Origin of the sequence: Propioniciclava soli, from assembly GCF_014858005.1 — a bacterium.
In the GTDB taxonomy this organism is placed as follows: domain Bacteria; phylum Actinomycetota; class Actinomycetes; order Propionibacteriales; family Propionibacteriaceae; genus Propioniciclava; species Propioniciclava soli.
The window spans coordinates 22,983-49,969 of record NZ_JACYOT010000001.1 but is presented as its reverse complement, the minus strand read 5'-3'; the positions used below and the strand labels follow the sequence as shown (position 1 = coordinate 49,969).

22 protein-coding genes are annotated in these 26,987 nt (G+C 68.9%); 3 read left to right on the top strand and 19 right to left on the bottom strand.

All coding sequences use genetic code 11. The annotated features are described in order from the left end of the window. Positions 1-102 precede the first annotated feature (102 nt). Complete coding sequence (locus IFY26_RS00230) at positions 103-774, top strand: JAB domain-containing protein (RefSeq protein WP_232546998.1); 672 nt, start codon at positions 103-105, stop codon at positions 772-774. Here the strand turns inward: IFY26_RS00230 and IFY26_RS00225 are convergent. The 8 genes from IFY26_RS00225 to IFY26_RS00190 form a co-directional block, all read right to left on the bottom strand. Further along, entirely contained in the window at positions 758-1,909 is a 1,152-nt protein-coding gene (locus tag IFY26_RS00225; protein ID WP_232546997.1) for a restriction endonuclease subunit S, read from the bottom strand. The genes IFY26_RS00230 and IFY26_RS00225 overlap by 17 nt on opposite strands. Continuing rightward, positions 1,906-3,393: a class I SAM-dependent DNA methyltransferase gene (locus IFY26_RS00220; RefSeq protein WP_232546996.1), complete on the bottom strand. Its 1,488-nt coding sequence runs from the start codon at positions 3,391-3,393 to the stop codon at positions 1,906-1,908. The genes IFY26_RS00225 and IFY26_RS00220 overlap by 4 nt, the downstream gene beginning before the upstream one ends. Further along, a complete protein-coding gene (locus IFY26_RS00215) occupies positions 3,390-3,533 on the bottom strand; it encodes a hypothetical protein (protein WP_232546995.1) in 144 nt (47 codons plus the stop codon). The genes IFY26_RS00220 and IFY26_RS00215 overlap by 4 nt, the downstream gene beginning before the upstream one ends. After that, entirely contained in the window at positions 3,526-4,125 is a 600-nt protein-coding gene (locus tag IFY26_RS00210) for a type IV toxin-antitoxin system AbiEi family antitoxin domain-containing protein (protein ID WP_232546994.1), read from the bottom strand. Before IFY26_RS00210 ends, IFY26_RS00215 begins: the two co-directional genes overlap by 8 nt. Positions 4,126-4,202: 77 nt before the next feature. Next, positions 4,203-6,572: an EcoAI/FtnUII family type I restriction enzme subunit R gene (gene hsdR, locus IFY26_RS00205; protein ID WP_232546993.1), complete on the bottom strand. Its 2,370-nt coding sequence runs from the start codon at positions 6,570-6,572 to the stop codon at positions 4,203-4,205. Continuing rightward, a complete protein-coding gene (locus IFY26_RS00200; RefSeq protein WP_232546992.1) occupies positions 6,476-7,363 on the bottom strand; it encodes a hypothetical protein in 888 nt (295 codons plus the stop codon). Before IFY26_RS00200 ends, hsdR begins: the two co-directional genes overlap by 97 nt. Before the next feature lie 73 nt (positions 7,364-7,436). After that, positions 7,437-7,886: a hypothetical protein gene (locus tag IFY26_RS00195; protein ID WP_232546991.1), complete on the bottom strand. Its 450-nt coding sequence runs from the start codon at positions 7,884-7,886 to the stop codon at positions 7,437-7,439. Further along, complete coding sequence (locus IFY26_RS00190) at positions 7,883-8,191, bottom strand: hypothetical protein (RefSeq protein ID WP_232546990.1); 309 nt, start codon at positions 8,189-8,191, stop codon at positions 7,883-7,885. The genes IFY26_RS00195 and IFY26_RS00190 overlap by 4 nt, the downstream gene beginning before the upstream one ends. Positions 8,192-8,341: 150 nt before the next feature. On the opposite strand from IFY26_RS00190, the gene IFY26_RS00185 reads away from it, so the two are divergent. After that, positions 8,342-9,616: a DUF6880 family protein gene (locus tag IFY26_RS00185; protein ID WP_232546989.1), complete on the top strand. Its 1,275-nt coding sequence runs from the start codon at positions 8,342-8,344 to the stop codon at positions 9,614-9,616. On the opposite strand, the gene IFY26_RS00180 is transcribed toward IFY26_RS00185, so the two are convergent. Together IFY26_RS00180 and IFY26_RS00175 are read right to left on the bottom strand one after the other, a co-directional pair. Beyond that, positions 9,594-9,839 (bottom strand): hypothetical protein, encoded by a 246-nt coding sequence (locus IFY26_RS00180; RefSeq protein ID WP_232546988.1) that lies wholly within the window; start codon positions 9,837-9,839, stop codon positions 9,594-9,596. The two genes, IFY26_RS00185 and IFY26_RS00180, sit on opposite strands and share 23 nt — an antisense overlap. 113 nt (positions 9,840-9,952) lie before the next feature. Then, positions 9,953-10,153: a hypothetical protein gene (locus IFY26_RS00175; protein WP_232546987.1), complete on the bottom strand. Its 201-nt coding sequence runs from the start codon at positions 10,151-10,153 to the stop codon at positions 9,953-9,955. Positions 10,154-10,463: 310 nt separating this feature from the next. Between IFY26_RS00175 and mobF the strand changes: the two genes are divergently transcribed. Beyond that, positions 10,464-15,962, top strand: a complete 5,499-nt coding sequence (gene mobF / locus IFY26_RS00170) for a MobF family relaxase (protein WP_232546986.1) — start codon at positions 10,464-10,466, stop codon at positions 15,960-15,962. A gap of 189 nt (positions 15,963-16,151) precedes the next feature. Here the strand turns inward: mobF and IFY26_RS00165 are convergent, their stop codons facing one another. The 9 genes from IFY26_RS00165 to IFY26_RS00125 form a co-directional block, all read right to left on the bottom strand. Next, the gene (locus IFY26_RS00165) at positions 16,152-18,308 is read right to left on the bottom strand and encodes a hypothetical protein (RefSeq protein ID WP_232546985.1); all 2,157 of its coding nucleotides are present in this window, start codon (positions 18,306-18,308) and stop codon (positions 16,152-16,154) included. A gap of 103 nt (positions 18,309-18,411) precedes the next feature. Then, on the bottom strand, positions 18,412-20,412 hold the full coding sequence (locus tag IFY26_RS00160) for a hypothetical protein (RefSeq protein ID WP_232546984.1): 2,001 nt from the start codon (positions 20,410-20,412) through the stop codon (positions 18,412-18,414). Beyond that, complete coding sequence (locus IFY26_RS00155) at positions 20,409-21,056, bottom strand: hypothetical protein (protein ID WP_232546983.1); 648 nt, start codon at positions 21,054-21,056, stop codon at positions 20,409-20,411. The genes IFY26_RS00160 and IFY26_RS00155 overlap by 4 nt, the downstream gene beginning before the upstream one ends. 241 nt (positions 21,057-21,297) lie before the next feature. Further along, positions 21,298-21,918 carry a hypothetical protein gene (locus tag IFY26_RS00150; protein ID WP_232546982.1) on the bottom strand — a complete coding sequence of 207 codons (621 nt, stop codon included), beginning with the start codon at positions 21,916-21,918 and terminating at the stop codon, positions 21,298-21,300. After that, complete coding sequence (locus tag IFY26_RS00145; RefSeq protein ID WP_182818168.1) at positions 21,915-23,363, bottom strand: type IV secretory system conjugative DNA transfer family protein; 1,449 nt, start codon at positions 23,361-23,363, stop codon at positions 21,915-21,917. The genes IFY26_RS00150 and IFY26_RS00145 overlap by 4 nt, the downstream gene beginning before the upstream one ends. Next, the gene (locus IFY26_RS00140) at positions 23,360-23,794 is read right to left on the bottom strand and encodes a hypothetical protein (RefSeq protein ID WP_232546981.1); all 435 of its coding nucleotides are present in this window, start codon (positions 23,792-23,794) and stop codon (positions 23,360-23,362) included. Before IFY26_RS00140 ends, IFY26_RS00145 begins: the two co-directional genes overlap by 4 nt. 18 nt (positions 23,795-23,812) lie before the next feature. Then, complete coding sequence (locus IFY26_RS00135) at positions 23,813-25,165, bottom strand: hypothetical protein (RefSeq protein WP_232546980.1); 1,353 nt, start codon at positions 25,163-25,165, stop codon at positions 23,813-23,815. 408 nt (positions 25,166-25,573) lie between these two features. Further along, on the bottom strand, positions 25,574-26,761 hold the full coding sequence (locus tag IFY26_RS00130; protein WP_232547457.1) for an ArdC-like ssDNA-binding domain-containing protein: 1,188 nt from the start codon (positions 26,759-26,761) through the stop codon (positions 25,574-25,576). A gap of 5 nt (positions 26,762-26,766) precedes the next feature. Continuing rightward, on the bottom strand, positions 26,767-26,934 hold the full coding sequence (locus IFY26_RS00125) for a hypothetical protein (protein ID WP_182818164.1): 168 nt from the start codon (positions 26,932-26,934) through the stop codon (positions 26,767-26,769). Positions 26,935-26,987 lie beyond the last annotated feature (53 nt).

The following is a 26,987-nucleotide window of genomic DNA, read 5'->3' as shown; positions in this document are numbered from 1 at the left end:
GCGGTGGCTTGGGCCGGCGAGCAGGACGGTTGGTGAAACGGGTTATCCACAGGCGCTCACTCGCCGAGGACCGATGTCGGGCCCGTCCGCGAGACTGCCACCATGACCTCCCCACCCCTCCTGACGTTGCCCGCCCACGACCGTCCGCGGGAGCGCCTCCTGCGCGAGGGATCACACGCGCTGAGCGACGCCGAACTGGTGGCCATCTTGCTCGGCACTGGTGGACGTGGCCGCAACGCCGTGGCCCTCGCGCAGGACGTTCTCGCCCGCTGCGGTGGGGTCGCCGGGCTGGCGCGGTGGGGCGTCCCCGAGCTCGCACGCCTGGACGCCGTGGGCCCCGCGAAGGCGTCCCGGCTGGTCGCCGCCCTGGCGTTGGCCGGACGCGTCGGGTCACCCGAGGAGCACCCCCGCCTGACGGAGTCCGGCACGATCGCGGCCGTCGCCCACGCTCGCCTCGCCGGCGCCCGGGTGGAACGCCTGCTCGTGCTGGTGGCAGAATCGGGATTGCGGCTGCGTCACCTGGAGGAGGTGGCTCAGGGCGGGGCGAGTGGCTGCGGCCTTCCCGTGCGGGAGGTGCTCGCTGCGGTGCTGCGCCACGACGGCGTCGCGTTCGCCCTGGCCCACAACCACCCCGGCGGTGACCCGGCCCCGTCGGACGCCGACCGCGCCGCGACGGCACAGGTCGCGGACGCCGCTGGTCACGTGGGCCTGCGGTTCCTCGACCACGTGGTGGTTACGGACGCCGCGTGGCGCAGCGTCACCGCATCGCGCTGAAGATCTCATTGCGGGCCGCGGGGAGCAGCGACTTGGCCAGTTCATCCCGCCAGCGTGCGACTTCATTGGCAACGTTCACCCGCACTCTTACCTCCAGGAGCCGCCGGATTGCACCCTCAAGCTGAGGCGGCGCGGGCGTTGGAACGCTCACCTGTTGAAGGAATGACGCCGGGACGCGCTGCTGCCCAGCCGTGCCAGTGAACGCTGCCATGGCCCGGCGGATGAACCACTGCGTACGCAGGAGAGCCCAGATCCACTGCCTGTAGCGAGGGTCACGTGGCCGGAGCACATGGAACTCAGTCGAGCCATACCCCACATCGGCTCTCACTCCGTGGTAGATCGCGCATTTCCCGTTCTGCATGCTCGGGGTGATCCGAGCGAAGATCACGTCGCCGGGTAGGAACTGCCGATAGCCGGACGGCAATTCGCCCCGCGTTCGCGGCATGGCCCCGGTGATCGATCCAGTGACGGCGTCGACCGCCTCCATAGGAACGAAGTCGATGGGAACCTCGGGTGCCAGCCTAAAGGGACGAGGGCCCACTTCAACCAGTTCGCCAAGAAGTCGCTGCGGAAGCGAGTCGAGCCAAGAACTGACGACCCTGTCGACGGAGCCGTGCGCACGCGCACCCGAATGCGCGGCCCGATCCGCGACAGCCGTCAGATGGGCGGCGATGTGTTCTTGGTCGAGGCAGGAGGGAAGGGGGACTCGGGCTGCCTCGAGCGCCGTTCGGCTCAGAACCTTGTTGCGAACCTGCGTGCCGGGGCTCGCTCGTCGCATGAGCGCGAGACCCTCCTCGCTGCGGAAAAACTCGAGGAGGTACCCGAGATTGACGTCTGCACCCTCCCGGGGGATGTACGGGTAGAAGCGGCTGGAACACACGAAGTCCGTGTCCTCGTCGCCCGCCAAAGCGACGGCTCCCTCCCACGCTTGAATGTTGCTGAAGATCAGGGAGGGTATCGGGAAGCGGAAGTACTTCATGCTGCCCATCTCGGCAAAGGCCGCTGGATCGCGTCGAAGCATTCCCTTTCCCCACGAAAATATGCCGATCCGCTTGTAGCTCTCCCCGGCCGCAAGGTCAATCGGGGTCCGCCTGATCTCCAGAACCTCGCCCAGCGGCACCCACTCGACCTTCACAGCACGAACCCGTCGATCTCGCGCTGCAGGTCCTCGTAGAGGCGCAGCAGCTCGCGTTCGGTCTCGATCAACTCGGCGACCAGCTCTTTGGGCGACCGGTGTTCGAGGTCGTCCCGGCGGTGAGGGTTGTGCAGGTCGAGGTTGTACCCGGACTCCCTGATTGTGGCGGCGTCCACCCGCCAGGCGCGCTCGTTCTCTGCGCGGCCCTCGCGGCCGCGCCCCCCCCACCAGGACGCGCAGTCGGCGAACTCCTCGGAGCGCATCGGCTTGGTCTTGGTGTAGTTCTTGCGTCCCTCGGGGGCGGGGATCTCGTAGAACCACACCGGCCCCTGCTTGCCCTTCTCGAAGAAGAGCGCGTTGCTGGGAATGATCGTGTAAGGCGCGAAGACGCCGTTGGGGAGCCTCAGTACGGTGTGCAGGTTGAACCGGCTCATCAGGTCGGCCTTGATCTTGCCGCCCACCCCGGTGTCGAACAGGACGGAGTTGGGCACGACGATGCCGCAGCGTCCGGCGGGGCTGCGTTCGATCCGCGCCATCACCGACTGCAGGAACAACCAGGCGGTCTCGGCCGTCCGGTACTGCACGGGGAAGTTGTCCTGGACGAGCCTTTCCTCCTCGCCGCCGAAGGGCGGGTTGGTGAGCACGACATCCACGCCCGCGCGCTTGACCTCCGCCAGCGACACGTTCAAGGAGTTCTGCTCGGTGAAGCTCGGCCGGTCGATTCCGTGCAGCAGCAGGTTCATCTGGCCCAGCAGGAAGGGCATGGGCTTCTTCTCGATGCCGCGCAGCCCGGCCTTCACCTGCTCGACCTCGGACGCCGACACGTTCCCGGAGGTCATGTGAGTGAAGGCCTCGATGAGGAAGCCGCCGGTGCCGGCCGCCGGGTCGAGGACCGTCTCGCCTGGACGCGGGTCGACCTGCTCGACGATGAACCGGATCAACGGACGCGGCGTGTAGAACTCACCCGAGTCGCCGGCTGCGTCCCGCATCTCGCGGAGCATGGTCTCGTAGAAGACCGCCATGGCGTGCATCTCGTCGCGGTGGGAGAACTCAACCTTGTTGACCTGTTCGACAAGCTGGCGCAGGAGGTGCCCCGACAGCATCCTGTTCGTCGTGTCCTGGAACACGCGCGCGAGCGTGTCGCGGGGGTCGCCCGGATGGCCCGACCCTTGCAGGCCGCGCAGCCTGGGCAGTAACTTGCCGTTGACAAAGACCAACAGCGGATCGCCGGTGACGTCGCTGCCGGACGCCCAGGTGCGCCAGCGGAACTCCTCGGCGAGTACCGGTCGATAGCCCGCCTCCATGGCCTCCCGCTCCTCCTCCAAGTCGTCGAACGCTTTCAGAAATAGGAGCCACGCCAACTGCGGCAGACGGTCCAGCTCGCCGTTGAGGCCGGCGTCCTTGCGCATGATCTGCCGCGATTGGTTGATCACCGACTGCAGGCGCGCCTGGGTTGTCTGGACGGAGTTCTTTGCAGGGCTCACTGGGGTTCCTCGTCATCGAAGGCGGACATGTAGAAGCGGCGCACGAGCGCGGCGGCGGCGTCGAGCGTGGTCTCGTTCAGGCCGATCTCGGCGGCCATGACCGCGAACGGCGCCCGCCGAACCGAACGCGGGTCACTCATCAGCAGCAAGCCGAGCGAGCGCACGCTCGAGGCGGAGGGCTGCACGGTCGGGGGCATCCGCGGACGCCCGCACGAGCCGGCGGCGCGTCGTGAGGCCGAGCCGCAGGGCGTCCGCCACCGCTCGGTCGACGTGCTCGTGTGACAACTCGGACGCGGCAGCGTCCACGAGGGTGCGCACCGGGGTAGTGACGGCCCACCCGCGACGCCCCTCGCGGTCCTCGTCCGACAGCACGGCCACGTGGGTGACAACCATGTCGTCGACAGCACCGAACCCCGGCGGAACCGTGAGGTGCAGTCTGACGGGATCGACGTCCGACAAGCCGTGAACCGACAGGGCGGACTCGTAGGACACGACGCCCCGCCCGTCGCTCCACAGGGTCCATCGGACGTAGAGATCATCCGCGTCGGCCGGCCATTCGGGCAGCCGGAAGAGCGCACGGTCGACCCGAAGCCAGTTGCCGGCGTCGACGTGGTACTTCTGCGCTTGGTAGGAGTAGCCGATCTCGAGCGCCTGTGCCGCCGTGAAGTAGCCCGCCTGCTGAAACGCCACAGCGTGGAGCGCCCGGCGAAGATCCTGGCGGGGTGTTGGCATAGCATCAGCCTATCAGGATGCGAACTCAATAGAATCTTTAGTTTAGCTGGAATAACCCTCGGGAAACTAAAGGTATTCTAAGCGGCGTAGAGCCACGATTGGACCCGTTCGAGTTGCGCACGGAGGCCGTCGCCACCACCGAAGACGCGGGCCAGGTCGATGGGTGATCCCAAGTCGCCCAGCGGCGCGAGACGGAACACCTCGGTCGTCTCCAGGTCGGCGACGCCGAACTCCTCGTACCGGGCGAGCAGCCCTTCCAGCACGGCCCGTGCCCCGGCCGTCTGAGCGGCGAGTTCGGCCGCGTGTTGCTCGCGCACCTCGCGGACCCGCTCGGAGCGGGTGCGGGCCGGCCGATTCCACGCCACCTGCAGGAGGGCGTCCAAGGGGTCGCTGTCGGTCAACCCGGCGGACTCGACGAGGCCGGCCACGTCAATGCCCTGAACCTCCAGGGAGGACGCCAAGGCGTGCCGGGACGGCGCCTGCGACCACCGTTCCCGCAGCGTGTCCTCATCGCCCTCAGCTGCAATCCGCTCGCGCACCCACGCGCCGTACTCGGTCAGCAGCAGCCGACCCGAGCCCACGTCCGGCACCAGGCGCGCCTCACCGACAACGCGGAAGTCGCCGTCGTCCACGTAGAGCTTGCGTCCGGCCGGACGTCCGGGCACGGCCTCGGGCGGGTCATGCACCTCGAATCCAGGGACGGGCTCTTCCACCCAAGGGTCGTTGACCTGCTCGCCGGTGTCCGGAGTCTCGGCGTTCGGGGCCACCGGCTCGGCGCCGACGACCGCGCCGTCGGCGTCCACGACTTCGCGGATGATGTCGGTGGGGTAGCCGTCGAAGGCCGGGTCTTCGAACAGCGCCGTGGCTCCGACGTAGTCGATGATCTCGAAGCTTGTCTTCCCCTTGTCGGGGAAGAGTCGCGTGCCCCGACCGATGATCTGCTTGAACTCCACCATCGAGCCGACCGGACGGAAGAGGACGACGAACTTCAGGTCCTCGACGTCCACGCCCGTCGACAACAGACGGGACGTGGTCGCCACCACGGGGCTCACCCTGTCCGGGTCGGTGAAGTCGCCCAGCAATCGCTCCTTCTCGCCCTCGATCCCCACGATGCGTACCACCCACTCGGGGTCGGCGGCGATCAGATCGGGGTTCTCGTCGACGAGCGCACGGCGCATCTCGTCCGCGTGTTCGGTGTCGACGCAGAACACGATGCAGCGGGCGGTCGGGTCGCGCCGGAGAATCCCCGAGAGGTGCCTCGCCGCCAACTGCGTCCGGGCTAGGAGTGAGACGACGCGCTCGAAGTCGCGCGTGGAGTAGACCCCCTCGGGCACTTCCCGTCCCAGGCGGTCGAGCAGGCCGGGGGTTGGCTCCCAGCCCTCGGCGTCCGGCGAGAGCATCACCCGACGTACCCGGTAGGGCGCGAGGAAGCCGTCCTCGATGCCCTGACGCAGCGTGTACCGGAAGACGGGGTTCCCGAAGTACTCGTAGCTGTTGACGCGGCCACTGCGGGGCGTCGCCGTGAGCCCGAGTTGGACCGCGTCGGTGAAGTAGTCGAGGACGGCGCGCCAAGCCGAGTTCTCCTCAGCGCTGCCGCGGTGGCACTCGTCGATGATCACCAGATCGAAGAAGTCCGGGCGGAAAGCCTCGAACAGCGAATCCCGATCGCCGCCGGCCGCGAGCGCCTGATAGGTCGCGAAGTAGATCTCGCGGCTGGTGTCGACGCCGCCCCGGACGCGGTTGAGGAGGTCTGCGCCGAACGCCGGCGTGAAGTCCTTGCGCATGGGTTGCGACAGGAGTTGGTCCCGGTCTGCGAGGTAGAGCACGCGGTAGTTCCGCTGGGGCCGAACGGCGGCCTCGTACGCGCGCAGCTTGGCGACGATCTGCATGGCCGTGAAGGTCTTGCCGGTGCCAGTAGCCATGAGCAGCAGGACGCGACGCTCGCCGCGCGCGATGGCCGCGAGGACCCGGTTGATGGCGACGGCCTGGTAGTAGCGCGGCGTGATCACATCGCCCGCAGCGTTGCGGCGTCCACGGTTGAGGGGCTGCCGGACCAGCGAGGAGTTCGCGGGCTCCAGCCCGTGCAGCTGCTGGTACTCGTCCCACGCCACGACCGGCGAAGCGAACTCGGAGACCCGGCGCTCGCGGCCGGTGCGAAGGTTGTGTTCGATGATGTCGACGCCGTTGGTTGCGTAGGCGAGGGGGGCGTCCAACTGCTGGGCGTAGCGCAGTGCCTGTTGGAGACCATCCTCCGCGGTCCGATACTCACGCTTGGCCTCGACGGCAGCCGTCATGAGACCCGGGGACCCCTCAAGAACGTAGTCGACAAAGCCGGACCCGAGTTCCCGTGTCACGCCGCCAAGGGTCGCCACGCGTTGCGCGGCGACGGGGAACTGCTCGGCCACCTGTTCGGGCTGCCACCCGGACGCCTCAAGGGCCGGCACCACGAAGTCACGACAGGTGTCGCGTTCCTGAGGTCCGGGCCGGCGCATGACCTCAGGCTAGTGAACAAAGCGGTCACCCGTGTCGCCCCCCCCGACACACCAAGCGCCGCCGGGACGCACTCAGTCTGCTCGGCCAGCCGAATCTCCCAGGCGCGTTGAGCGAGAGGCATGACGTACGTCAACAAGATGAATGTCGCAATAATGATGGCGGACATGACCCGTCCCTCCTGCGTCTCGATGGCCACCGCGATGGTGCCAACGACGAATCGGGTTCGCCATGCGAACTGGACCAAAGGGATCCAGGTGAGGCGGCGACCGATGCCCCGCGCGAGGCTGCGCAGGAAGTCCCACGGCAGCGTCCAGAGGGCGACGAGCAGGTCGAGGCGAGGCTGGCCGCAGCGGAGGCGTCCGACCCCGTGTGCGAGGAGGGCGGCGACCTCCGCGTCGGTGATCCGGCCAGCGCGGTGAGCGTCCACGACGCCACGGTGCAGGATGACGTGCCGGCGTCCGGCAGCGAGCACTGTCTTGTCGCCCCGTCCGACCAGCACCCGGAGGTCCTCCTGGCCGCTCCCGGCGATGACCAGCCGCAGTGGCCCAGCGATCTGCCGCTCCTCAGGTGGGGCTGGTCGCCGGGCGGCGTGGAGGATCCGGACGGCAAACCCCTCGGCGCGGACCGAGCCCACGATGATCGACGCTACGAGCATGCCCGCGATGAAGCCGGCGGCGACGTCGGTTGGCAGGGCGGCGAGGGGCACGAAGGTGATGAGGCTGCTGATGATCAGGTCGGGGATCACCACGGCGGCCTTGAGGAGCCGGAGCCGAAGATCCGGCAAGGTTCGAGCAGTCGGCGCGGCGTCCATGATCGGTTCACCGGGTCCCGGGGAGTCGCGGTGAACTGTCGGCCTCGGGGTCGGCGTGGTACCCCTGTTCGCTGATGGCGGCCTGGGCGTCCTCGAGGAGTTGGCCGAGGTCGGCGGCCTTGCGTCCGGCCCGGGCGAGCAGCGCGATGGCGTCCGACACGGACGCCCCGGGGTCACGGCGCTGGTCGTACACGTCGAACGCCTCCAGGGACGCCTGCAGGCCGCGGCACAGTTGCTCGAGCGCCTGCGGGAGCAGGTGACCGACGCCCTTGAGGTCGCCGAGGATCCGGTAGGCGGTCGGCGCGGGGATCGGTCCGTGGCTGGTGAGGTGGTTGATGGCGCGGATCGCCTCGTAGGCGACCTCGGGCCAGCCGGCGATGCGTTCGCCTTCCTCGGTGTGGCCGACCAGGGTGCGGCCGCCGTAGAGCAGGGCCTCGACGTGGATGGTGGTGGTCATGGCTGGGGCTCCCCGGTGGGTGCCAGTCCGGCGAGGCGGGTGGCTTCCTTGAGGGTGGCTTCGCCGTCGATCCAAGTGACGACGTCGGTGAGGGTGAGCCCGTCGGTGAGCATCGCTCGGATGGCGGCGCCGGCTCGACGTTCCAGGGCGTCGCGTTCGGCGAGGGTGACGATCAGGGTGAGGGCGGCGGCGTCCAATCGCTTGTCCCGCTCGGCGGTCTTCGCGCGCCGGCGAGCCTGGGCGGCGACCGCCGCCTGCCGTGCTGCGCGCCGGATCGACTGATCTCCGGTCTTCGTCTCGGTCATGGTTTCGCTCCTGGGTGTGAGTCCTCTCACCATCCAGAAGTGAGCTGGAGGGCCCTCCGCGGACACCCGGCGGCCACGAATTCCGCCGACTTCTCGCGAACCGGGTCGTGGCAGACTGACCGTCATCCAATCCGACCGGGAGGGGTTCACGTGGGATCGTTGGCCGACGCCGTGCTGCCCCTGGTCCGCACCCGGACCGACTTGCACCGCTGGAGTGCCGCCAACAGCTACGGCCACGGCGTCCACCAGGCGGTCGCCCTGCTGCGCGCTGCCGCACACACGCAGCCGGCGGCCGAGGTGTTGCCGGTGACCCAGCGTGCGCTGGCGAGCGCGTTGAAGGCGATCGCCCGCGCCGACGACTCCAGTGGCATCATCGGCGACGCGATCAAGGACCTCCTCGCCCTGCACGCCGACCTCACCAAAGCCGCCCCTCCCCCACCGGCCCGGCTGGTCGCGTGGATGATCGACTTCCAGTTCGACGGCGTCGTCGACTACTTCACCCTCGACCCCGCCGCCTACGGGCCCGCGCTCGGCGACCGAGGAATGGCGCTGTACAAGACCAAGCTCGCCGAAATCGCCGCGTCGGTGGGTCCCGCCCCGACCGAAGCGGAAGAACACGCGTTGTGGCTGCAGCGGACGGCCGACCCGACCGGGTGGGAGCAGCAGGCGGGGCTACGGCATGCCCGGTTCGTGCTGGAGTGGAACGCCCAGCGGCTGGCGGTCTGGGACCGGGACGTCGACGCGATCATCGCCACCCACGCACGCGACCGGAAGGTCGCCGCCTGGCTGGAGGACACCGCCAAGGCGTTCGCCGAGATCGGCGAGACCGACTTGGCGATCGACTGGGCACGCCAGGCGACCTTCTTCGACCGGGGCCACCAATCGGTCCACGCCGCCCGCCTCTGGTGCCGGCTGCTGGCCGAGCACCGGCCGGCCGAGGAACTCACCGCCCGGCTGGCGGTGTTCGACCGGTGGCCGACCGCGACCCACGCCGACGGCGTCCGGGCTGCCGCCGGCCAGGCGTGGCCCGACCACCGACAGCGCGTGATGGACGCGCTGCGCCGGCGGCCGGCCGAGGCCGTGTCGTTCGCCTTGCACTCCCTGGACGACGTCGAGTTGGCGTGGGAGCTGGCCCACTCGCTCGGTCTGGACGAGCCCGGCCTGTGGGGAACCTTGGCTGACCGGTACGAGAAGGTCGATCCGCTCGCCGTCGTGCCGATCCACACCCGGCAGGTGCTCGATCATCTTGAGCACGCCGATGCCCAGCACTACCGGGCCGCGGCGCGGAAGCTCGTCCATCTGCGCGCGCTCACCCGCGGCACCGAGGTGGCCGACGGCGTCGACGCGCTGGTCGCCGACCTGCGGGAGGCCCACCCCCGGCGTCCGCGGTTGCAGCAGGAGTTCACCCGGGCTGGTCTGCCCTGACCTCTGGTCCCTCGGCTTCCTGCTGGACGGGACTCAGAAGCCGGCCGGCCAGGAGTTGGAGGCTGGCCTCGCCGGGGGCGTCTGAGACGGCGACCCTGCCCCACCACGTGCCATCGACGCCGGTGACCCAGGCGACCAGTAGTCCGGCCTGGCGTCCCGACGGGGTCTGCACCCACACGTGACGGGCCGGATCCACCGGGCGCTCGGGGGGCTTGGGCTTCATGGCCGCCAAGCGTTTGCCGAGCGTCCCGAACTCCGAACCGATCCTGGACGACACATGGCTCAAGGTATCCGCGCAGTCTGACGTTCCTTCACCTGTGGCGCTGACCGACCTCGCTACGACACTGCGCGTTCGGTGTCGTGGGGTGCGTCCCGGTAGCGCAGTCCGGGAGGGCCATTGACAGGCGGGGGCGTCCACTCCGCCTCGGAGTCGAGCTCGGCGACCTCAGCTGCCTCAGCCGGGGTCGCGGCCCATGCGTGGGGGCCGAACTCGGCGACCAACGCCGCGAGCGATTCCGGGCCCCGGGAGTTGCTCATCACCACGTCGTGGCCTGGCCCACCGCGAGCCGAGCCAGTTGCGAGCCGATGTGTCCGGAACCGATGAAACCGATCGTCGTCACGCCCCAGCAACCACGCAATGAACCGCAGCCTTCCCGCGCGGCAGCGACCCCGACCCGGCCCTCAGTCACGACCGACCCAACGGCGGCCAATGTCCCTCCCGATTGTCCCGACGTCTTCATGTGGCACACACCTAGTGCACCCAGGTCGGAACCAGCACGAAACTCGTCGGACCAATCTCGCCGAAAGTGTCCCCGGAGAGGCTCAGAAATCACTTCTGGAGGGTGTGATGAGTCTGCACAAGATCACCGCCGGATCGGGGTACGACTACCTGACCCGGCAGGTCGCCGTGCAGGACTCCACCGAGAAGGGCCACCTCGGACTGGCCTCCTACTACACCGAACGCGGCGAAACCCCCGGCCAGTGGGTGGGCGCCGGCATGGCCGGTATCGACGGTTTGGACGCCGGCGATGTGGTGACCGCCGAGCAGATGCAGAACCTGTTCGGCGCTGGCTTGCACCCGTTGGCGCAGCAGCGGATGGACGCCTTGCATGGGCCGGGCCTCACCGAGGCCGACTACCTGGTGGTGTCCCGGCTGGGGTCGCCGTTCAAGATCCACGCGAACGACGTGTCGCCGTTCCGCGTTGAGGTCGCCAAACGCCTCGCCGCCCTGAACCTGCTCGACGGCGTCCCCGCCCGCTCGGCGGTCGCCGCCGACCAGCGCGCCAGGATCCGTACCGAGGTGGGCCGGGAGTTCTTCCGCGCCGAGTACGGCCGCGAACCCGCGGACTCCCGCGAACTGGCCGGGTTGATCGCGAAGCTGTCCCGCCCGCAGACGACCGCGATCGCTGGGTTCGACCTCACCTTCTCGCCGGTCAAGAGCGTGTCGACCCTGTGGGCGCTCGCCGACCCGCACACGGCGGCGGTCATCGAACGCGCTCACCACGCCGCGATCGCCGACGCCCTCAAGCTGATCGAGGACCACGGCCTGTTCACCCGGACCGGCGCGAAAGGCGTCCGCCAGGTCAACGTCCGAGGGCTGGTCGCCGCGGCGTTCACCCACCGTGATCCCCGCGCCGGGGACCCCGACCTGCACACCCATGTCGCGGTCGCGAACAAGGTGCAGACCCTGGATGGACGCTGGTTGTCGATCGATGGCCGGGTGTTGTTCAAGGCGAAGGTCACCGCGTCGGAGACCTACAACACCGCCCTGGAACGGCATTTGGCGGACGCGCTGGGCGTCCAGTTCGTCAACCGGACCACCAGTGCTGGACGCCGGCCCGTCCGGGAGATCGATGGTGTCGACCCGGCCCTGAACCGGCGTTGGTCCGCACGGCGCCGCTCCATCGAGCAGCGACAAGCGGAGTTGGCCACCGACTTCCAGGCGGCGCATGGTCGTCCGCCGACCGCGATCGAGACCCTCGCCCTGGCGCAGCAGGCCAACCTCGAAACCAGGCAGGACAAGCACCCGCCCCGCACGCTCGCCGAGCAACGCGCCAGCTGGCGGGCCCAGGCCGAGCAGGTCCTCGGCGGGCCGGAGGGCGTCCGTCGGATGATCGACAGCGCCCTCCACCCCAAGCGCACCCTCGGAGCGGCGTTGGACGACGCGTGGTTCACGAGCACGGCGGCGTCCATCGTCGCGACGGTCGAGGGGTCGCGGGCGACGTGGCAGTCCTGGCACGTGCGCGCCGAAGCCCAACGCCGCGCGCGGACCGCGAACGTCCCCACCACCCTGTTGGAGGCGACCGTGGATCGTCTCGTCGCCGTGTCACTCGCCCAGCATTCAGTGCGGTTGGCGGTGCCGGACGACGGCGTCCGCGAGCCTGCAGCCCTGCGGCGGGTGGATGGGCAGTCGGTGTACACGGTCGCCGGCGCGGAGTTGTTCACGTCGCCGCGGATCCTCGCCGCCGAGCAACGCCTGGTGGATGCCGCCGCCCGTCGCGATGGGATGGTCGTCGACGCGGCCACCATCGCCGTCGCCCTCCTGGAAAGCACTGCGAACGGGGTCGAGTTGAACTCCGGGCAGGTCGCCCTCGTCCGGGCGATGGCCGGCTCCGGTGCCCGGGTTCAGGTCGCGATCGCACCGGCGGGGTCGGGGAAGACCACCGCGATGCGCGCCCTCGCCACGGCGTGGACCGAAGCCGGCGGCACCGTGTTGGGCCTCGCGCCGTCCGCCGCGGCGGCGGCCGCGCTCGGCGCGCAGATCGACACGCACACCGACACGCTCGCCAAACTCACCTGGTCGATCGACCACCATGACCTGCCCGACTGGGCTGCCCAGATCGGCCCCCAAACCCTGGTGGTGATCGACGAGGCAGGCATGGCCGACACCCTCTCCCTGGATGCCGCGGTCGGCCACATCCTGGCTCGTGGGGGCAGCGTCCGCTTGGTCGGCGACGACCAACAGCTGGCCGCGATCGGGGCCGGCGGCGTCCTGCGTGACATCGCCACCCAACATGGTGCCGCCCGGTTGAACGAACTCGTCCGCTTCGCCGACCCCGCCGAAGGCGGCGCCAGCCTCGCCCTGCGCGAGGGACAGACCGAAGCGCTGGGCTTCTACCTCGACCGCCAGCGGGTCCATGTCGGCGACCTCGCAACGATTACCAACCAGGTGTTCGACGCCTGGCAGGCCGACCGCACCGCCGGGTTGGACACGATCATGCTGGCCCCCACCCGCGATCTGGTCGCCGAACTCAACACCCGCGCCCGCACCCACCGCCTCACCGGCGAGCTCGTCACGCGGGAGGTGGAGCTCGCCGACGGGCTGTCCGCCTCGGTCGGCGACACGATCATCACCCGCACCAACGACCGCCGCCTCCGCGTCAGCCCCACCGACTGGGTGAAGAACGGCGACCGTTGGACCATCACCGCCATCACCCCCAACGGCAGCGTCCGCGCCCTCCACACCAGCAGCCACCTCAGCGTCGTGTTGCCCGCTGACTATGTGGCCGCGTCGGTGGAACTGGGCTACGCGTCCACCGTGCACACCGCCCAAGGCGTCTCCGTCGACACGATGCACGGCGTGGCCACCGGTACCGAAGGCCGCCAGCAGCTGTACACGATGCTCACCCGCGGCCGGCACGCCAACCACGTCTACCTGCAAGTCGTCGGCGACGGCGACCCCCACACCCTCATCCAGCCCGACACCGTCCGGCCGCCGACCGCCACCGACATGCTCGAACAGATCCTCGCCCGCGACACCGCACCCACCTCCGCGACGTCGCTACAACAGCAACTTGAAGACCCGCGGCTCCGGCTCGGACAGGCCGTCGCCCGCTACACCGACGCCCTCACGGTGGCCGCCGAAGACCTCGCCGGCGACCTTGCCGTCCGCGCCCTCGAGCGTCAGGTCGACCAGCTCCTGCCCGGCGTCCCGTGGTGTGACGCCTGGCCCGCACTCCGCGCCCACCTGCTGCTGATCGCCGCCGACGGCCACGACCCCCTCACCGAACTCCGCACCGTCGCCGCCAGAACTGACCTCACCGGCGCCGCCGATCCCGCGGCCGTCCTCGGCTGGCGGCTCGACCCCACCGGACTCCGAAACACCACCCCAGGCCCCCTGCCGTGGCTGCCCAGCGTTCCCAGCCGGCTCCGCGAACACCCCGAATGGGGCACCTACCTCGGAGCGCGCGCCCGCCTGGTCGCTGACCTCGCCGACACCGTCCACCAGCAAGGACTCGCCCCCACCCGGATGCCAGCGTGGCTGGCGTCCTGCCTCGGGCAGCCGACCGGGCAGACGATCGCCGACCTCACCGTGTGGCGGGCCGCCATGAACGTGCCGGACACCGACCTCCGACCCACCGGCGAACGGCAATTCCCCACCGCAGCCGCCCGCTGGCAACGCCACCTCGACCACCGGCTCACCGGCGACCACCAGCCCGCCATGACCGAATGGGGACCCCTCCTCCACCAGCTGGCCCCCCACACCACCGGCGATGCTTTCACCCCCATGCTCGCCCAACGCCTCGCGCAACTCTCGGCGTCCGGCCTGGACGCCCGCCGCCTGCTGCTCACCGCGGCGAGCGAAGGGAACCTGCCCGACGACCACCCGGCCGCAGCCCTGTGGTGGCGGATCGCCCGCCACCTCACCCCCGCCGTCACCGGCGCCCTCGACACCGACCAACCCCTCACCCCCGCGTGGACCGGATCCCTCGCCGACACCGTGGGCGCCGATCAAGCCGCCGAACTCCAAGCCAGCCGCTGGTGGCCCGCCCTCGTCACCGCCGTCGACCACGGCATCCGCCAAGGCTGGACCGCCACCGACCTCCTGTCAGCAAGCACCAACGGCGACCGACAGGTGGACGACTGTCTCGCCCTGGTGTGGCGGATCTCGACCCTCACCGACCTCACTCGCGCGCGCGACGACGTGCCCGAACCACCGCACCCCGACGACGAGCCGCCCGCCGACCTGTGGGAAGGCTTCGAACTCGCCCATCCGATCCTCATCGGCGACCCCGCTGAACACGACGAACCACTGGCAGTCGATCCCACTGGCGAGGCTCCGGTCGCCGCCGAAGAGGAGGACGATGGCGGTGCCAACCTGTGGCTTCAGGCGATGATCCGCGACAGCCTCGGCCTGCCCGAGCCCACCGACCAGGACACCCGCAAGATGTTCGAGCGCGCCGACGCCTGGCGCGACTGCCCCTCCACCCCCGGAAGAGTCGCCGAGATCAACCGGCTCACCGCGGACTTCTACGCCGACCGCCTCCCCGGCTCGTGGGCCCAGCCCTACCTCGAGTCACGGTTCGGCGTCGACCTCACCGGCCACCCCGACCTGGAACCGGGCTACGCCCCCGCAGGGTGGACCACGCTTGTCCACCACCTCCACGCCCTCGGTGTCACCGACGCCGAGATGCTCACCGCCGGCGTCGCCACTCAAGCCTCGACCGGAAGCCTCATCGACCGGTTCCGCGACCGGGCGGTCTTCCCGATTCGCCACGACGGCATCGTTCTGGGGTTCGTCGGACGCCGCCACCCTGCCCGCACCGACAGCGACAAGAGCGGACCCAAGTACCTCAACACCAGCGAAACGCCCCTGTTCCACAAGGGCGACCAGCTCTTCACCACCGGACCACTCGACCCCGACGTCACCCCCGTCATCGTCGAAGGCCCGATGGACGCCATCGCGGTCACCGTCGCCACGAACGGCCGGTACATCGGCGTCGCACCCCTAGGAACGTCACTCACCTACGAACAAGCCGCACAACTGCGCCAGGTTGGGCATCGGACGCCCATCGTCGCCACTGACGCAGACCTGGCCGGCCGTGTCGCCGCTGAACGCGACTACTGGATCCTCGCCCCCTACGGCCACGACCCCCGCTACGCCGCCCTGCCCGACCGCACCGACCCCGCCGAACTCCTTGCCACCGGACGCGCCATCGTCTTGACTACCGCCCTCGAGCAAGCGAGGCCGCTCGCGAACCAACTCGTCGACGAGCGCTTCGCCCACCTGCCCACAGGAGAAGCCGCCCTCGAAGCTCTCAGCGTCGTCGCAGCCCAACCCTCCCGACATTGGGAGGCCGGCGTTCAAGAGGTGGCCGATCGGCTCCGTCTGCCGGCGGCCGTAGTCCGTTCCGCCTTGACTGGCCTCGCCGCCACGTGGAACGACAACCCCCGCTCCTCTGCCCAGGCCGCCCTCCACGACCTGAACCGGGTCAAGACTCGCCTCGCGCGCCACGACCAGTCGGCCAACGAAGGCGCGTCGTTACGCGCAACTGGCAGGGAGGCAAGGAAGCCCGAGGAGTTCGCCCCTCGTCGTCCAATCCTTCGACCCCGCATCGGCATCTAGGCCCAACGCAGGATGCGGGGCGATCTCAGCGCGGCCAGCGTGGCCGAACAACACACGCGCGGAACCCGGCTTGATCTTCCGTTCACTGGCAACCATCGGGGTGCCAGTGGTCAACAATGGCCAGCACCCGTACAGCGAGACCTATCTCCGCACAGACACGCCAAGCAACCCACCGCTTGACCACCCTCATCAGCGAACCGCGGATGGTTTCGTCTGATTGCCAGGGATTTCGAGCATCACGACATGCCGCTCAGTGTCGCTGCCATCGATGGCAACCGTGGTGTGTGAGACGAACTCGGTCAGGTGTGCCGAGGGTGATCTGTTCTTCGGATGCGTCATCCGCAGCACGACGAGGAACCCGATTCGGACATCGGAGGCTTGGTAGGAAACGGTCTGTTTGATGTATGCGGCTTTCGCGCTCACCGGCACCGCTGTATCGTCGGCCTTTAACTCTAGGTAGAGGTGGAATCCGGAGAACTGGATTTGGATGTCGACGCGGCCCGCGCCGACCTCCTGAACTTCGACGTTGGTGAAGCTGCCGAACTGTCCCTGGCAGAGCCACTCGTACAGGTCGACATGAAGAGCATGTTCATCCGCTTCGGGATCGAATTGGTATGATTTCCAGGAGGACTGATTATTTACCCGTTGACGCACGAACTTGATGAGCTGGTCGAGCACGACTGTGACCGCTGGGACTACGTCGTCACGGAAGTCCTCGGAGGATGAAAGCGCGGCGAGAATCCGTTTGCGGGTCGAGGTGACCATTATGTCCGGGTCGAGGTCGGTAGCGGCCTGCAGGTCGGCCACGGCGGCGGCCAACTGCTCGAGTTCAGCAGGATCGGCGCCCTGGAGGCACTCGATGACGGTGGGCGTGGGTCCGAGGAGGTCAGCTAGCAGGGGCGGGAGGTCCGCCGCCCGCTCATGCTGTTTTCCCGGCGGCTCCGCGCCGGCCGCAAGGCTGGCCCGGGCAGCTTGAAGGACGGTCTCCGCTGTGGTCAGACGCCGACGCAACCCCTCAATATCGTCGGTCGTTTGTGCCGCCTCGATGCGGTGACGGATTACTTCCGTGTGGTCGATCAAGTTTCGGAGCAGTCCGGCGCGGGCGGCGAAGCCGCTTGCGATCGACGGCCGAATTGTTGCGAGTACGTTCTCAGCGCCGTGGGCCCTGCTGGTGACATCATAGGAACGCGATGAGGCGTAGATTGCCAAGATATCGTCGAGGACCAAGGCCGCTTCGTAGATGCTGTCTCGGCTGAGTTGGTCTTTAAGGAAGGCCAAGTCGTTGGCTAGCCGACGCCAACCTAGCAGGACGGCGAGTTTCCTGTCGCCGCTCCAGTGATTCAGGCCGTGGGTGTCGAAGGTGAACTGGTCGGCGCGTGCTGCCATCGATGCGGCGTCGGTGAGTGACGCTTCCCAGGTCGCTGCGTCCTGCGAGCCTGTTGAGTCGTCGAGCGAGCCGAGCAGCCCCCGCAGTAGCTTGAGCGCGGCGCGGAGGAGTTCGGCATCGGAGCGGTCATCCAACTGCGTGACGCCCTGGAGGTGCTCAAGAGCGTCGTCAAGACGGTTGCAGAGACCCTGCTTCGTGGTGCTGCGCAGAGCTTGGGCCAAGGCCACGTTCGACTTGGCCCAGAGGGCATCTGGAGCGATGTCTCTGCGCAACTCGTCGTTGCGCTTCTGTAGGCCGGGATCCTTCGCGGCGTCGTTGGCCGGCGCGACGACGCCGGTGAGGATGTCGAGGACGTCGGCCACGTCGTCGTCCGTCTCCCAATGATCGAAGGCGAGGGTGACGATGCGGGCGACTGCCTGGGCGTATCGGCGAGGTTGCGGTTCCTTGACATCCTCCAGTAGTGCCAGCAGCTTGTACTTCGACCCGTGTCCGCGGACGACAAGCCGCCCCACAGACTCCAACGCGATCGCCTGACGCAGAACTTGAGCCTCGGGCATTTCCTCACCTCCGGCGGCGGCTCGTGGAGGCGTGGCTAGCTTGAGGCAACTCGCCGCGACTTGGTCACCGACCAGTGCGGGAAGCACCGCGTCCGCGCATAGGATCTCGATGTTCGAGGCGAACTGCGCGGGGTCTTTCGAATCCAGCGCCGCGGCGGCAAGCGCAGCCGCAGCGGACCGGATGGACGTCAGGTCTCCGCCGGCCTCGGTGGCGCGACCCGCCTCGCGCGCGAGCAGAGAAAGCGCAGGGGTGAGCAGCGGGTCGTCGACCAGCGTAGGAGCCAGAGTTGCCAGCCCCTGCTCGCCGCCGAGTTGGTCCAGCAGGTCCGCTGGAGGCTCTGCACCGGTCAGAGCAGCGCGGAGGTTGGCGGCGATCTCGTTGGCATCTTGCTGGTCCGGCAATTCCCCTCCTGTTCGGCTGCGTCTGCAGGCTATTGGGCTGTTCTACTGTGTGATCACCTAAGTGTGCGGGCCGACAGGCGGTGGGCAGTCATCTGATGGGGTGTCACCATACGAAGTCGGTGCCGGCAGCAACGAGCAGATTGCCCTTCGGGAGGACATCGCTGAGCATCGGCCCGTGGGTTGTGGCGACCACGATCTGCAGGTCCGTCTCCTCGGCGATGGCGGTCATGGCTTGGAGCATGGCCCTGAGGTCTGCCTCGGGGATCTCCTCAGCGGCTGGCGAGTCGACGAACAGCAAGCCTGGGTGGCGGCCAACGCCCTCACGGTCGCCGAGTTCGATGAGCGCGATGACTGCGGCGAGCTTGATTCTAAGTTTCTCTCCGTTGGTCAGGTTGCTGTAGGTGGTGGGGGCTCCGCCCTTGAGCACGTCCATATTGCCGTTACCCTTGAGCTTGACCGAGGTGATGTTGGTGGACCCGAATCGGCGGGCGAGGACCGCGATCGCACCCGATACAGACTCCAAGAGGGGCCCTTGCTCGTCCCTGACCCATTTCTTCGTCAGGTCCGACGCGGCCGTGAGGACTTTGATCTCTAGGTCTGCCAGTTTCGGTGGCTGGTCTCTCGTGGCATCGCGCAATGTGTCGAGCGCACTTTGGGCGCGGGCCAACTCGAGTTCGGCCTTCAGTCGGCCGCGGGCAGAGTCGAGCTTCTCGCGGCCCTTCACCGCGGCTTCTTCGGCTTCACGCCGCGCGGCTTCTGCCTGGCGGTGTTTGGTACGGAGGTCCGCAACACCCCTTTCGGCTTCGGCTACCGCCTCGCGAAGAGCTTCAACGGGGTCCACGCTCTCGTCGAGCTCGCCAGCAACTTCGGCCCCGCCGGCGCTGATCGACTGGCCGGCCGCGGGCACGGCCAGCTCCTCGAGGTCCAGGTCATGTAGGCACAGCGAGCACTCGTGGGTCGTCGGCTCGGCAGCGTAGCGCTCGGGGTCAACCTTGGTGGAGCAGCGCGGGCAGACGGTGGGGGTCATGCCGTTAAACAGGCGTCGTGCTACGGCGGTCTCTGCGGAGGCCCGCTGGCGTAGTTCCTCCGCGCGCAGTTGTGCGCGGGCTCCTGATGCCGCCGTGTCGGCGGCCATCAGCTGCACCGATAGGTGATGCGCTTTGCGGGCGCGCTCGGAAGCGGCGGAAGCGAGAGCGAACACCGTGTCGACGTCCGGCTCGTCGGGGTCGAATTCCTTCAGGAACTTCTTCGCCGCCGCCACTCGGTCCTCGGCCTGCCCCAGGACGGTTGCGGTGACCGATGCCGCTGCTTGCCGTTTAGCCTTGATCTCGTCGCGCTCGAAAGTCAGCGAGTTCAGTGCAGTGGCGACCTGGGCGTCGATGGCTGCCCAGCTGGTGCCGATGAACATCTGCAGTATGCGGGTCTTCAGCGTGTTCTCATTGCCGATGATCGGGTCGAGCCTGTCCGCGTGCACGGTCAGCGCCGCAGCGTAGGAAGGCCATGTGTGCTCGGTCTCGACACCTTTGGAATAGACCGAGATGGCGTCGAGCCGAAGCCGGTCAAGCATGACCGAGCCCATGACGGACTCGAACTCGGCGGCGCCAGAGAAGGTGCCGAGGACGGCCCGGCCGGAGGCGATCTTCTGCGCGACCGTTCCGCTCGGAGCGCCGTCAGTGACGTCGAACTCGACGTAGAAGGGCACGTCGTCGACGCGGAACTCGGCGCTCACGTGGTCTACCCACGAGACCACGTCGGCTTGGAGGTGGCTGCGGCCGGTGAGCGCCCACATCGTCAGGTGCAGCACTGATGACTTGCCGCGCAGGTTCGCTTCGCTGCCGACGCCATTCACGCCGATCCTCGGCGTCCAATCCAGGTTGATGGGTGCGGTCTTCATCTCGGTGGCATCGATCTCGGTGCCGGGGTTCTCCGAGTAGCGCTTGGTGCCGGTTACATGGAGCCGGTGGACACGCAGCCGCGCAGGTACACCGCGGGACGCGGTCGAGGCGATGTCCGCATTGAGCAGGATCCTCTCGATCTCGGCCTGGTCGATATCGACACCGCGGCGCTGGAGCTCTGCCCTGACTGCTTCGCCCAGAATGGTCATGACTCTCCCTCTGCGCTGGCGCTCGCGTCGCTCGCTTCCTTCACCACTTCCAAGCGGTCACGCACTCCTGCGTGAATTGGTGTGATGTTGGTCCCGAGCTTGGTGCGTGCGTACTCAGCCTGCTGATACTGCCGCTTCTTCAGTTTGCTGCCAACGTCGCAACCGGCGACCAGGGCAACCAGCTTGACCTGTTCGGTGTACCAGGACAGGACGGGCTCCCTTCGGAGCCCAGCAACCGCGGCCCGACCTGCGTCGGTGAGGAAGAACTGACTCCTTGCGGTCTTCTGGATTCCGCCAAGGCGTCGCACCTGTGCGAGCCCGTAGGCGGAGAGCACCGAGAAGGCGTCGTCTATGGCCTCGTACGCGCCGTGGTGCCACCGAGGCATCGGGTACCAGTGCAAATCAGGCTCGCGGTTCTCAAGCAGTTCCTCGACGACCTTCAGGAACTCGCCACGTGGCAGAGACCCATCTTCGACCATCGTGAGGAGTTCGCCGGCCAGGTAGTCGGGATTCCGGAGCCAGAAGTCCAAGGCTTGGAGGCGAAGCTCGGCACGGATGACCGCGACACAGCCGACCGGGTCGCCCTGCGCGACGGGTTCGCCGCAGCCGTCAAGGATGACGAGCATGCGGATGGCGTGCTGCATGATGCTGGGAGTTGGGCGAACCATCAGGTCCGTGCCATTTCCCTGACTCATAGCACCCCCATCCCGAGAGACGCGCGCGGTTCCGCAATCTATCGTCAGTTGCAGTATTCCCGGGCTATCCGGGAGACCTGACGCCAGTCAACCATGTCCTGTGCATGTCACGACCGTCGGCATGTCCGAGTGTTGCGCCTCTGATGACATCTGGGACTGACGTCGCGCGCAAAGCTCACGCCGTGGCGGATCACGGTTTGGTGATCTTGCCGGTCTCGGTGTTGAGGATCGAGAGCCTCGGCCGGGCGGGGACGACCGGTGCGGCTGGCTGAAGTTGGCGGAGGTCGCCGTTGAAGGCGTCTCGCCGGCGTTCGGTGTTGCGGGTGTCTGTGTAGCGGGCACCGCGTCCGCGTGCGGGCCAGGGTTGGTGGTCGGTCTCGCAGTGGGCTTTGAGGCGTCCGCGCAGGCGTTCGAGGAAGCCGGGCAGCGTGTAGCGGTGCCATTCCTCGAGCGCATTGGAGTCCAGGGTGATGCCCGCGCGCCGGCGCTGGTCGGCCATCACCGCGAGTTCGTGGACGATGTGAGGGTGCTGGGGCCAGCAGGGCGGGATAGTGCTGTCGGGGTCCCACACGTACTCGTGGTTGATCCAGATGGCGACGGCGTCGAGCCAGCCCCAGAGTTCGGCCCGGAGTTGCGGGTTGCGGCAGGTGGGCGGGTCCCAGGGCTTCGGGAGGAGGCTGGGGTCCCCGATCGCGGCCTTCTGGTTGTCGCTGCCTTCGGTGGCGAGGTAGAGGTCGCGGTACGCGGTGCCGAGCAGCGGCCCGGGGGTCGGGAAGGCGCGCACCAACTCGTCGGGCTCGGGGCCGCTCATCGGAGCGGTCCTGCGTTGGTGAGGCCTTGGCGTTGGGCGGCGACGACTGCGGCGGTGGCGCGCGCGTCCGTCGGTATCTGACCCCGGCGGGCGTTAGCGAGATGTTGGCGGGCGGCCTTCTGGGCGGCGAGGAGTGCTTGGCCTGGTTTGCCGTCGAGGCAGCGGGTGAGTTTGGCGATGATGGGTTTGCTGTTCTCGGCGATGACGAGGGCTCGGCGTTCGGGGAGTTGACGGATCTCCTCGCCACGCAGGATGGGGATGTCTTCCCCCGAGATGGAGCGGCCGCCGCGTCCGGTTTGCCAGGTGGTGCGCGGGACGCGGACGGTGCCGACGAGGTCGGAGACTTCTTGGTTGAACGCGACGTCCTTGCTGCCGCCGAACATGACGAGCACGTTGGTGAGCCCGAACAGCGCCTTGGCTTCCTGGTCGCCGAAGATCGCCGCGAGCTGCCGCCACGTCTGCGCCGCGTAGATGAACGAGATCCCCAGGGCGCGCTCGTTCGCCATCCGGGTCCGCAGGGTCGGCAGGGGTGCGGTGGAAGGGAGTTCGTCGAGGGAGGCGAGCATCGGTGGGCACAGTCGTCCCCACGGCGAGGTGTTGGCCAACGCCAGGGCGGTGTCGAGGACGTGTTCGGCCAGGGCGGTCATCAGCGGGGACGCCGACGCGTACGGGTCCTCCCGGCCGAGCAGGTAGATGGTGCCCCGGCGGCGGATGACGTCCGCAATGTCAGTTGCGGCCCGGACCGCGCTGGGGACGCAGCGGCGGCGGATGTCGGCTTGGAAGAACAGGTTGAGGGCTTGGTGGACGGTGGTGACGGTGTTGCTGGAGGTCCGGTCGTCGCCGTGCAGGGCGCCGTGGAGGAGGCCGTGCCAGTAGGGGGCGGCGTGGGGGTGCTCGCGGAGGATCTCGCCGGGTTCGGTGGTCGACAAGGGCCTGGACACCCAATCGAGGACGTCGTCGAGGGTGCGGCCGGTGAGGGCCGCTGCGTGAAGGTAGCCCTGGAGGACTTTGGCGGCTTCGGAGGCGTAGAAGCGGGCGGCACTGTCACCAGAGCCGGTGTGGATGGCGCCGCGGATGGTGCCGGCGGTGAACGCTTTGGCTCGGCGTTCGGCGACCATGGGGTCGACGCACCCCTGCACGGGATCCCACACGAGTTCGGGCAGGCCAGGGGCGAGGCCGAACGGATCGAGCACCACGCACGGCCGGTCCTCGGTGCTGCGGTCGGTGATGGTGAGGAGCAGGTCGTCGACCTTGGTGAGGGTGACGAGGGCGGCGCCAGGGGCGGCGAGGAGGGCGGGGGTGAGCAGGTCGAGGGTCTTGCCGGAGCCTTGGGGGCCGATGACGCCGGCGGTGCGGTCCCACGGGCACCACAGATCACGCGCGCGGGGCTCCCACGCCCTCCCGATCCGCCAACCGACCTGGGTGGGATCGAACCGGGTCCTCATCGCCGGGCCTCCCTCGGGGAGCGTGCGTGGAGGTCGGGGCGGACGATGGCGGCGACCTTGCGGAGCCGGCGGACGCCGAGGACCTGTTCTGCCTGTTCGCTGGTGGCCATGCCCTTGAGCCGCGACGGTCCCCAGCGTTGCCAAGTGCTGTAGGCGCCCCAGCCGAGGCTGCCGGTCAGCAGGAGTTCGACGGTGACGATCCACACCCGCGGATCGACCGCCGCCGAGGCCGGTTCGGCGGCCAAGACGGCGGGGATGCTGCCGAACACGTCGCGGGGCTGAGGCCAAGCCCACGGCTGGCCGGCGGCGAGGTGGGCGAGGGCGTCGCCGAGGTGGACGCCGACGGCGAGGGTGAGCAGAACCGCGCAGGCGATCCCAAGTGGGATCTCCCAGGTGAGCGGGTAGGGGTTGTGGCGGCGGGCGCGCTGCATGGCGGGGCTCCTTGGCGGTCAGTAGGACACGGCGACGCCGCGGGACGGCGTCCGGGTGGTGGTCCAGCGTTGGGCGGCCTGCACGCCGTCGAGACGCGCACTGGCGACCGTCTCCCAAAGGGCCGGCGGGGCGGCGCCCGCGAGGGACGTCTGGGCACCCTCGGCGATGGTGTCGAGCTGCTTGGGGCGGGTGAGGACGGTCTGCTTGATCCCGTTCCACTCGGTGTGGGCCTTGACGGTGCCGGTGACCGTCAGGGGGTCGCCGACCTTGACCTGGTAGGCCCACGCGGCGGAGGTGGTCATCTTCGCCACCGCGGTGCCGCAGTCCACCACGAGCATGACCTGGTCGGGTGAGCGGTAGGTGTACCCGTCGACCCGCAGCGCGGTGCGGACGACGCCGGACAAGGTGACCTTCTCCCCGACGGTCCCGGCGTAGTCGACCGTCCTGGCGGCGTCCTGCCGGGCCACCTCGCGCCGCCGATCCTCCTGCAGGCGTTGGTGGGCGGGGATCGCGCTGACCGCCAACCCGAGGTGCCGGGCGTCGACTGCGGCACCGCTCAGCACCGCCACCAGGTTGGCCTCGTACCCGGAGCTGCCCTTCAGCCCGTTCAGCAAGTCGTCACGGAGATGGGGGGCCCGGGCGATGGCGTCGGCCAGATGGGGGGCGAGCTGCCCCCGGAGCTGGTCGGCGCCTCGTCCACCCACCAGCGCCAAGCGGACTTGGTCGCGGGTCGGAACGCGGCCATGCTCGGACGCCGACGCGGGCGTCCACCCGAACGCCTCGACCGCGGCGGCGGCGTAGATGAGGACGCTGTGGACGTCCCAGGCGGACGGCGTGCCGGCCAGGCTGCCGCCGAGGGTGTTGGCGATCTCGTCGTGGGTGAGGAACACCGGCAGGGTGTTGTGGCCGAGGAAGTCCCTCAGGCAGGAGCGGCCCACCTGAAGCAGCTGGCCGGTGTCGTCGTGGGAGACCAGCACCGTGGAGCGGCGGGCGCGAGTGGTGTGGCAGTGGTCACACTCACCCGGCCGAATCTGATCGTTCGGCACCTCGGCGGTGGAGCCGGGCGGGTAGCGCAGGATCGTGCCGCCCTCGACGGCGTCCACGGCGGCGACGAACCGCCACCCTTGGTAGCGGGGCGGGTCGCCGGTGATCGTCACGTCGAAGCCGTGCACGGTGACCGGCAGTCCACCCGCCGAAGTGGAGGAACGCGTCGCCGGGACCGCAGCCACGTCGATCGTCCCGGTGAACCCCTTCCTTTCGGCGCGTTGCTGGAGCTTGGCGATCTTGGCGCGGGTGGCAGCCAGCTCCTCCGCGTTGAGGAACCACGGGTGGCCCCGGTCGGTGTCGGGGGTGTCGGCGTCCATGCTCATCGCCCCCACGCTCGCCGCGGCGCATACCGTGTGGAACCCGCGGGTGGGCTCGGGCGCCGCGGGCCTGGGCTGTCCACGCGCTCCCACACCGGGGCTTCGTCGGTGGCGGCGTCCCCTCTGGCGGTGGTGGCCTCGGGCGCCGAAGGTCCGGCGCCGGGCGGGGCGTCCCGTTGGGCGGCTTCCTTCGCTTGACGCTGTTCACGGTAGAAGTCGCGGTGGGGGTCGTACTCGAGGACGCGCACCTCCCGCGGCGACCACCACAAGCCGAGGAACACCTGGTAGGCACACACGAAGTAGTGACCCTCCTTGCGTGCCGGGACCGGGCGGCCGCCCCGCACACTGATCAGGTAGGGGTACCGGCTGGGCGTCTCGTTCGAGTCCATCGACTTCCTTCCCTCTCGTCGATCGTCAGCGGTGCAGCGCCGGCGCCGGGCCCACGGACTGCCGCGGTAAGGCCTGCCGGTCCCGCGCGGCACCGTCCAAGGCGGGAGTCGTGACGCGTTCCCACACGGGCACGGGCACGGACGCCGCCCGCAACCCGGGGATGTCCGGGGTGGACGCCATCGTCGGCCGCGCAGCGCTCGCGTCGGCGTCCACGGCGAGTTGCGGGGTGGAAGCGACGGCGTCCACGGGACGGCCGACCTGGACGGACAGGTCGGCCAGGGCCTCCTCGACGAGGGTGGGGGCGGGTTGGGTGGCTTGAAGAATCCGGTCGGTGGCCCCGATCACGCGCTGGCCCGTGGCCTTCACGACCTCTTCGACGGTCGGCCCGTCAGGGGTGGAGGCCTGGTGGGCCCAACCGGCCACGTAGTTGAACGTGTATTGGGAGGCATCCAGGCCGTGGGCCTGAGTGACCAGGAACGCGACGCTCTCGGCTTCGACCTCCGCGACACCTCGGCACGAGAAGTTGTCCCGCCGTTCGGGCGCGTGCAGCAGGACGTGTCCGGCTTCGTGGGCGAGGGTCTTGACCGCTTGGGCGTCATCGACATCGGCGCGGACCCGGACTTGCCGGGTGTCGAAGATCGTGACCCCGTTCGCCTCGCCGCAGTCACCACGGGACACGCTGTAGCTCTGGGCCTCCACGAAGGCTTGCAGGGCGTCCCACAAGCCCGGTGGTGCTTGCCCGGTCAGCAGCTTCGCCTCGGGCGGTTCGGGCAGCGGGTCGCCGTCGGTCTGGGACACGTCGAACACGCTCACCGGCTTCACCCCGACCACGCGGACCTCCATGGCCCTCTTGCCGTCGGCGTCCCGTATGGGCCGTCCCTGCGGGTCGAGCTTGGGCTCGCGGCGGGTCACGGGTCCGTACACCTTGATCGACTGCTCGCCGCGGCGGACCTGCCGACCGCGGGTCTGCCACGCGCGGTAGCCGGCGACCATCGTCGCCTGCGGTTTCTGCGCCCAGATCAGGAGCGTGTTGTTGAAGCTGTACCGGTGGAAGCTGTTCGCGAACCGCAGCCAGGACGCCCAGCCCTCACCAGACGCCAACGCCGCGACCTTCTCGGCCAGTTGGGTGTGCATCGTCTCCAGGGTCGCCTGACGGGCGGCGTCCGCATCCTCCCGGTCGTAGCCGGAAGTCCTTCGACCACGCGTTGCCATCGGGCTCACCGGCCCTGGAGTAGCTCGACCTGGGCAAGCAGGTCAGCGATCACGTCCTCGTCACCGTCGGTGGCGCGGAGTTCCTCGATCTGACAGAGCAGGTCCTCCAGGATCAGCGGCACGTCCGTGAGCGGGCCCCGCACGTCCTCGAAGTCGTGCCGGGTTTCTTCCATGGTCGGTGCTCCTTCTCGTAGTCCTTCACCCTCCAGAAGTGACGAAAAGGGCC

What these genes read in the sequence shown, in the direction of transcription:
- IFY26_RS00230 (WP_232546998.1), top strand. Translation starts at nt 103, where the DNA reads ATGACCTCCCCACCCCTCCTGACGTTGCCCGCCCACGACCGTCCGCGG.
- IFY26_RS00215 (WP_232546995.1), bottom strand. Translation starts at nt 3,533, where the DNA reads ATGAGTGACCCGCGTTCGGTTCGGCGGGCGCCGTTCGCGGTCATGGCC.
- IFY26_RS00210 (WP_232546994.1), bottom strand. Translation starts at nt 4,125, where the DNA reads ATGCCAACACCCCGCCAGGATCTTCGCCGGGCGCTCCACGCTGTGGCG.
- IFY26_RS00195 (WP_232546991.1), bottom strand. Translation starts at nt 7,886, where the DNA reads ATGACCACCACCATCCACGTCGAGGCCCTGCTCTACGGCGGCCGCACC.
- IFY26_RS00190 (WP_232546990.1), bottom strand. Translation starts at nt 8,191, where the DNA reads ATGACCGAGACGAAGACCGGAGATCAGTCGATCCGGCGCGCAGCACGG.
- IFY26_RS00180 (WP_232546988.1), bottom strand. Translation starts at nt 9,839, where the DNA reads ATGAAGCCCAAGCCCCCCGAGCGCCCGGTGGATCCGGCCCGTCACGTG.
- IFY26_RS00175 (WP_232546987.1), bottom strand. Translation starts at nt 10,153, where the DNA reads ATGAGCAACTCCCGGGGCCCGGAATCGCTCGCGGCGTTGGTCGCCGAG.
- mobF (WP_232546986.1), top strand. Translation starts at nt 10,464, where the DNA reads ATGAGTCTGCACAAGATCACCGCCGGATCGGGGTACGACTACCTGACC.
- IFY26_RS00160 (WP_232546984.1), bottom strand. Translation starts at nt 20,412, where the DNA reads ATGACCATTCTGGGCGAAGCAGTCAGGGCAGAGCTCCAGCGCCGCGGT.
- IFY26_RS00155 (WP_232546983.1), bottom strand. Translation starts at nt 21,056, where the DNA reads ATGCAGCACGCCATCCGCATGCTCGTCATCCTTGACGGCTGCGGCGAA.
- IFY26_RS00150 (WP_232546982.1), bottom strand. Translation starts at nt 21,918, where the DNA reads ATGAGCGGCCCCGAGCCCGACGAGTTGGTGCGCGCCTTCCCGACCCCC.
- IFY26_RS00145 (WP_182818168.1), bottom strand. Translation starts at nt 23,363, where the DNA reads ATGAGGACCCGGTTCGATCCCACCCAGGTCGGTTGGCGGATCGGGAGG.
- IFY26_RS00140 (WP_232546981.1), bottom strand. Translation starts at nt 23,794, where the DNA reads ATGCAGCGCGCCCGCCGCCACAACCCCTACCCGCTCACCTGGGAGATC.
- IFY26_RS00135 (WP_232546980.1), bottom strand. Translation starts at nt 25,165, where the DNA reads ATGAGCATGGACGCCGACACCCCCGACACCGACCGGGGCCACCCGTGG.
- IFY26_RS00130 (WP_232547457.1), bottom strand. Translation starts at nt 26,761, where the DNA reads ATGGCAACGCGTGGTCGAAGGACTTCCGGCTACGACCGGGAGGATGCG.
- IFY26_RS00125 (WP_182818164.1), bottom strand. Translation starts at nt 26,934, where the DNA reads ATGGAAGAAACCCGGCACGACTTCGAGGACGTGCGGGGCCCGCTCACG.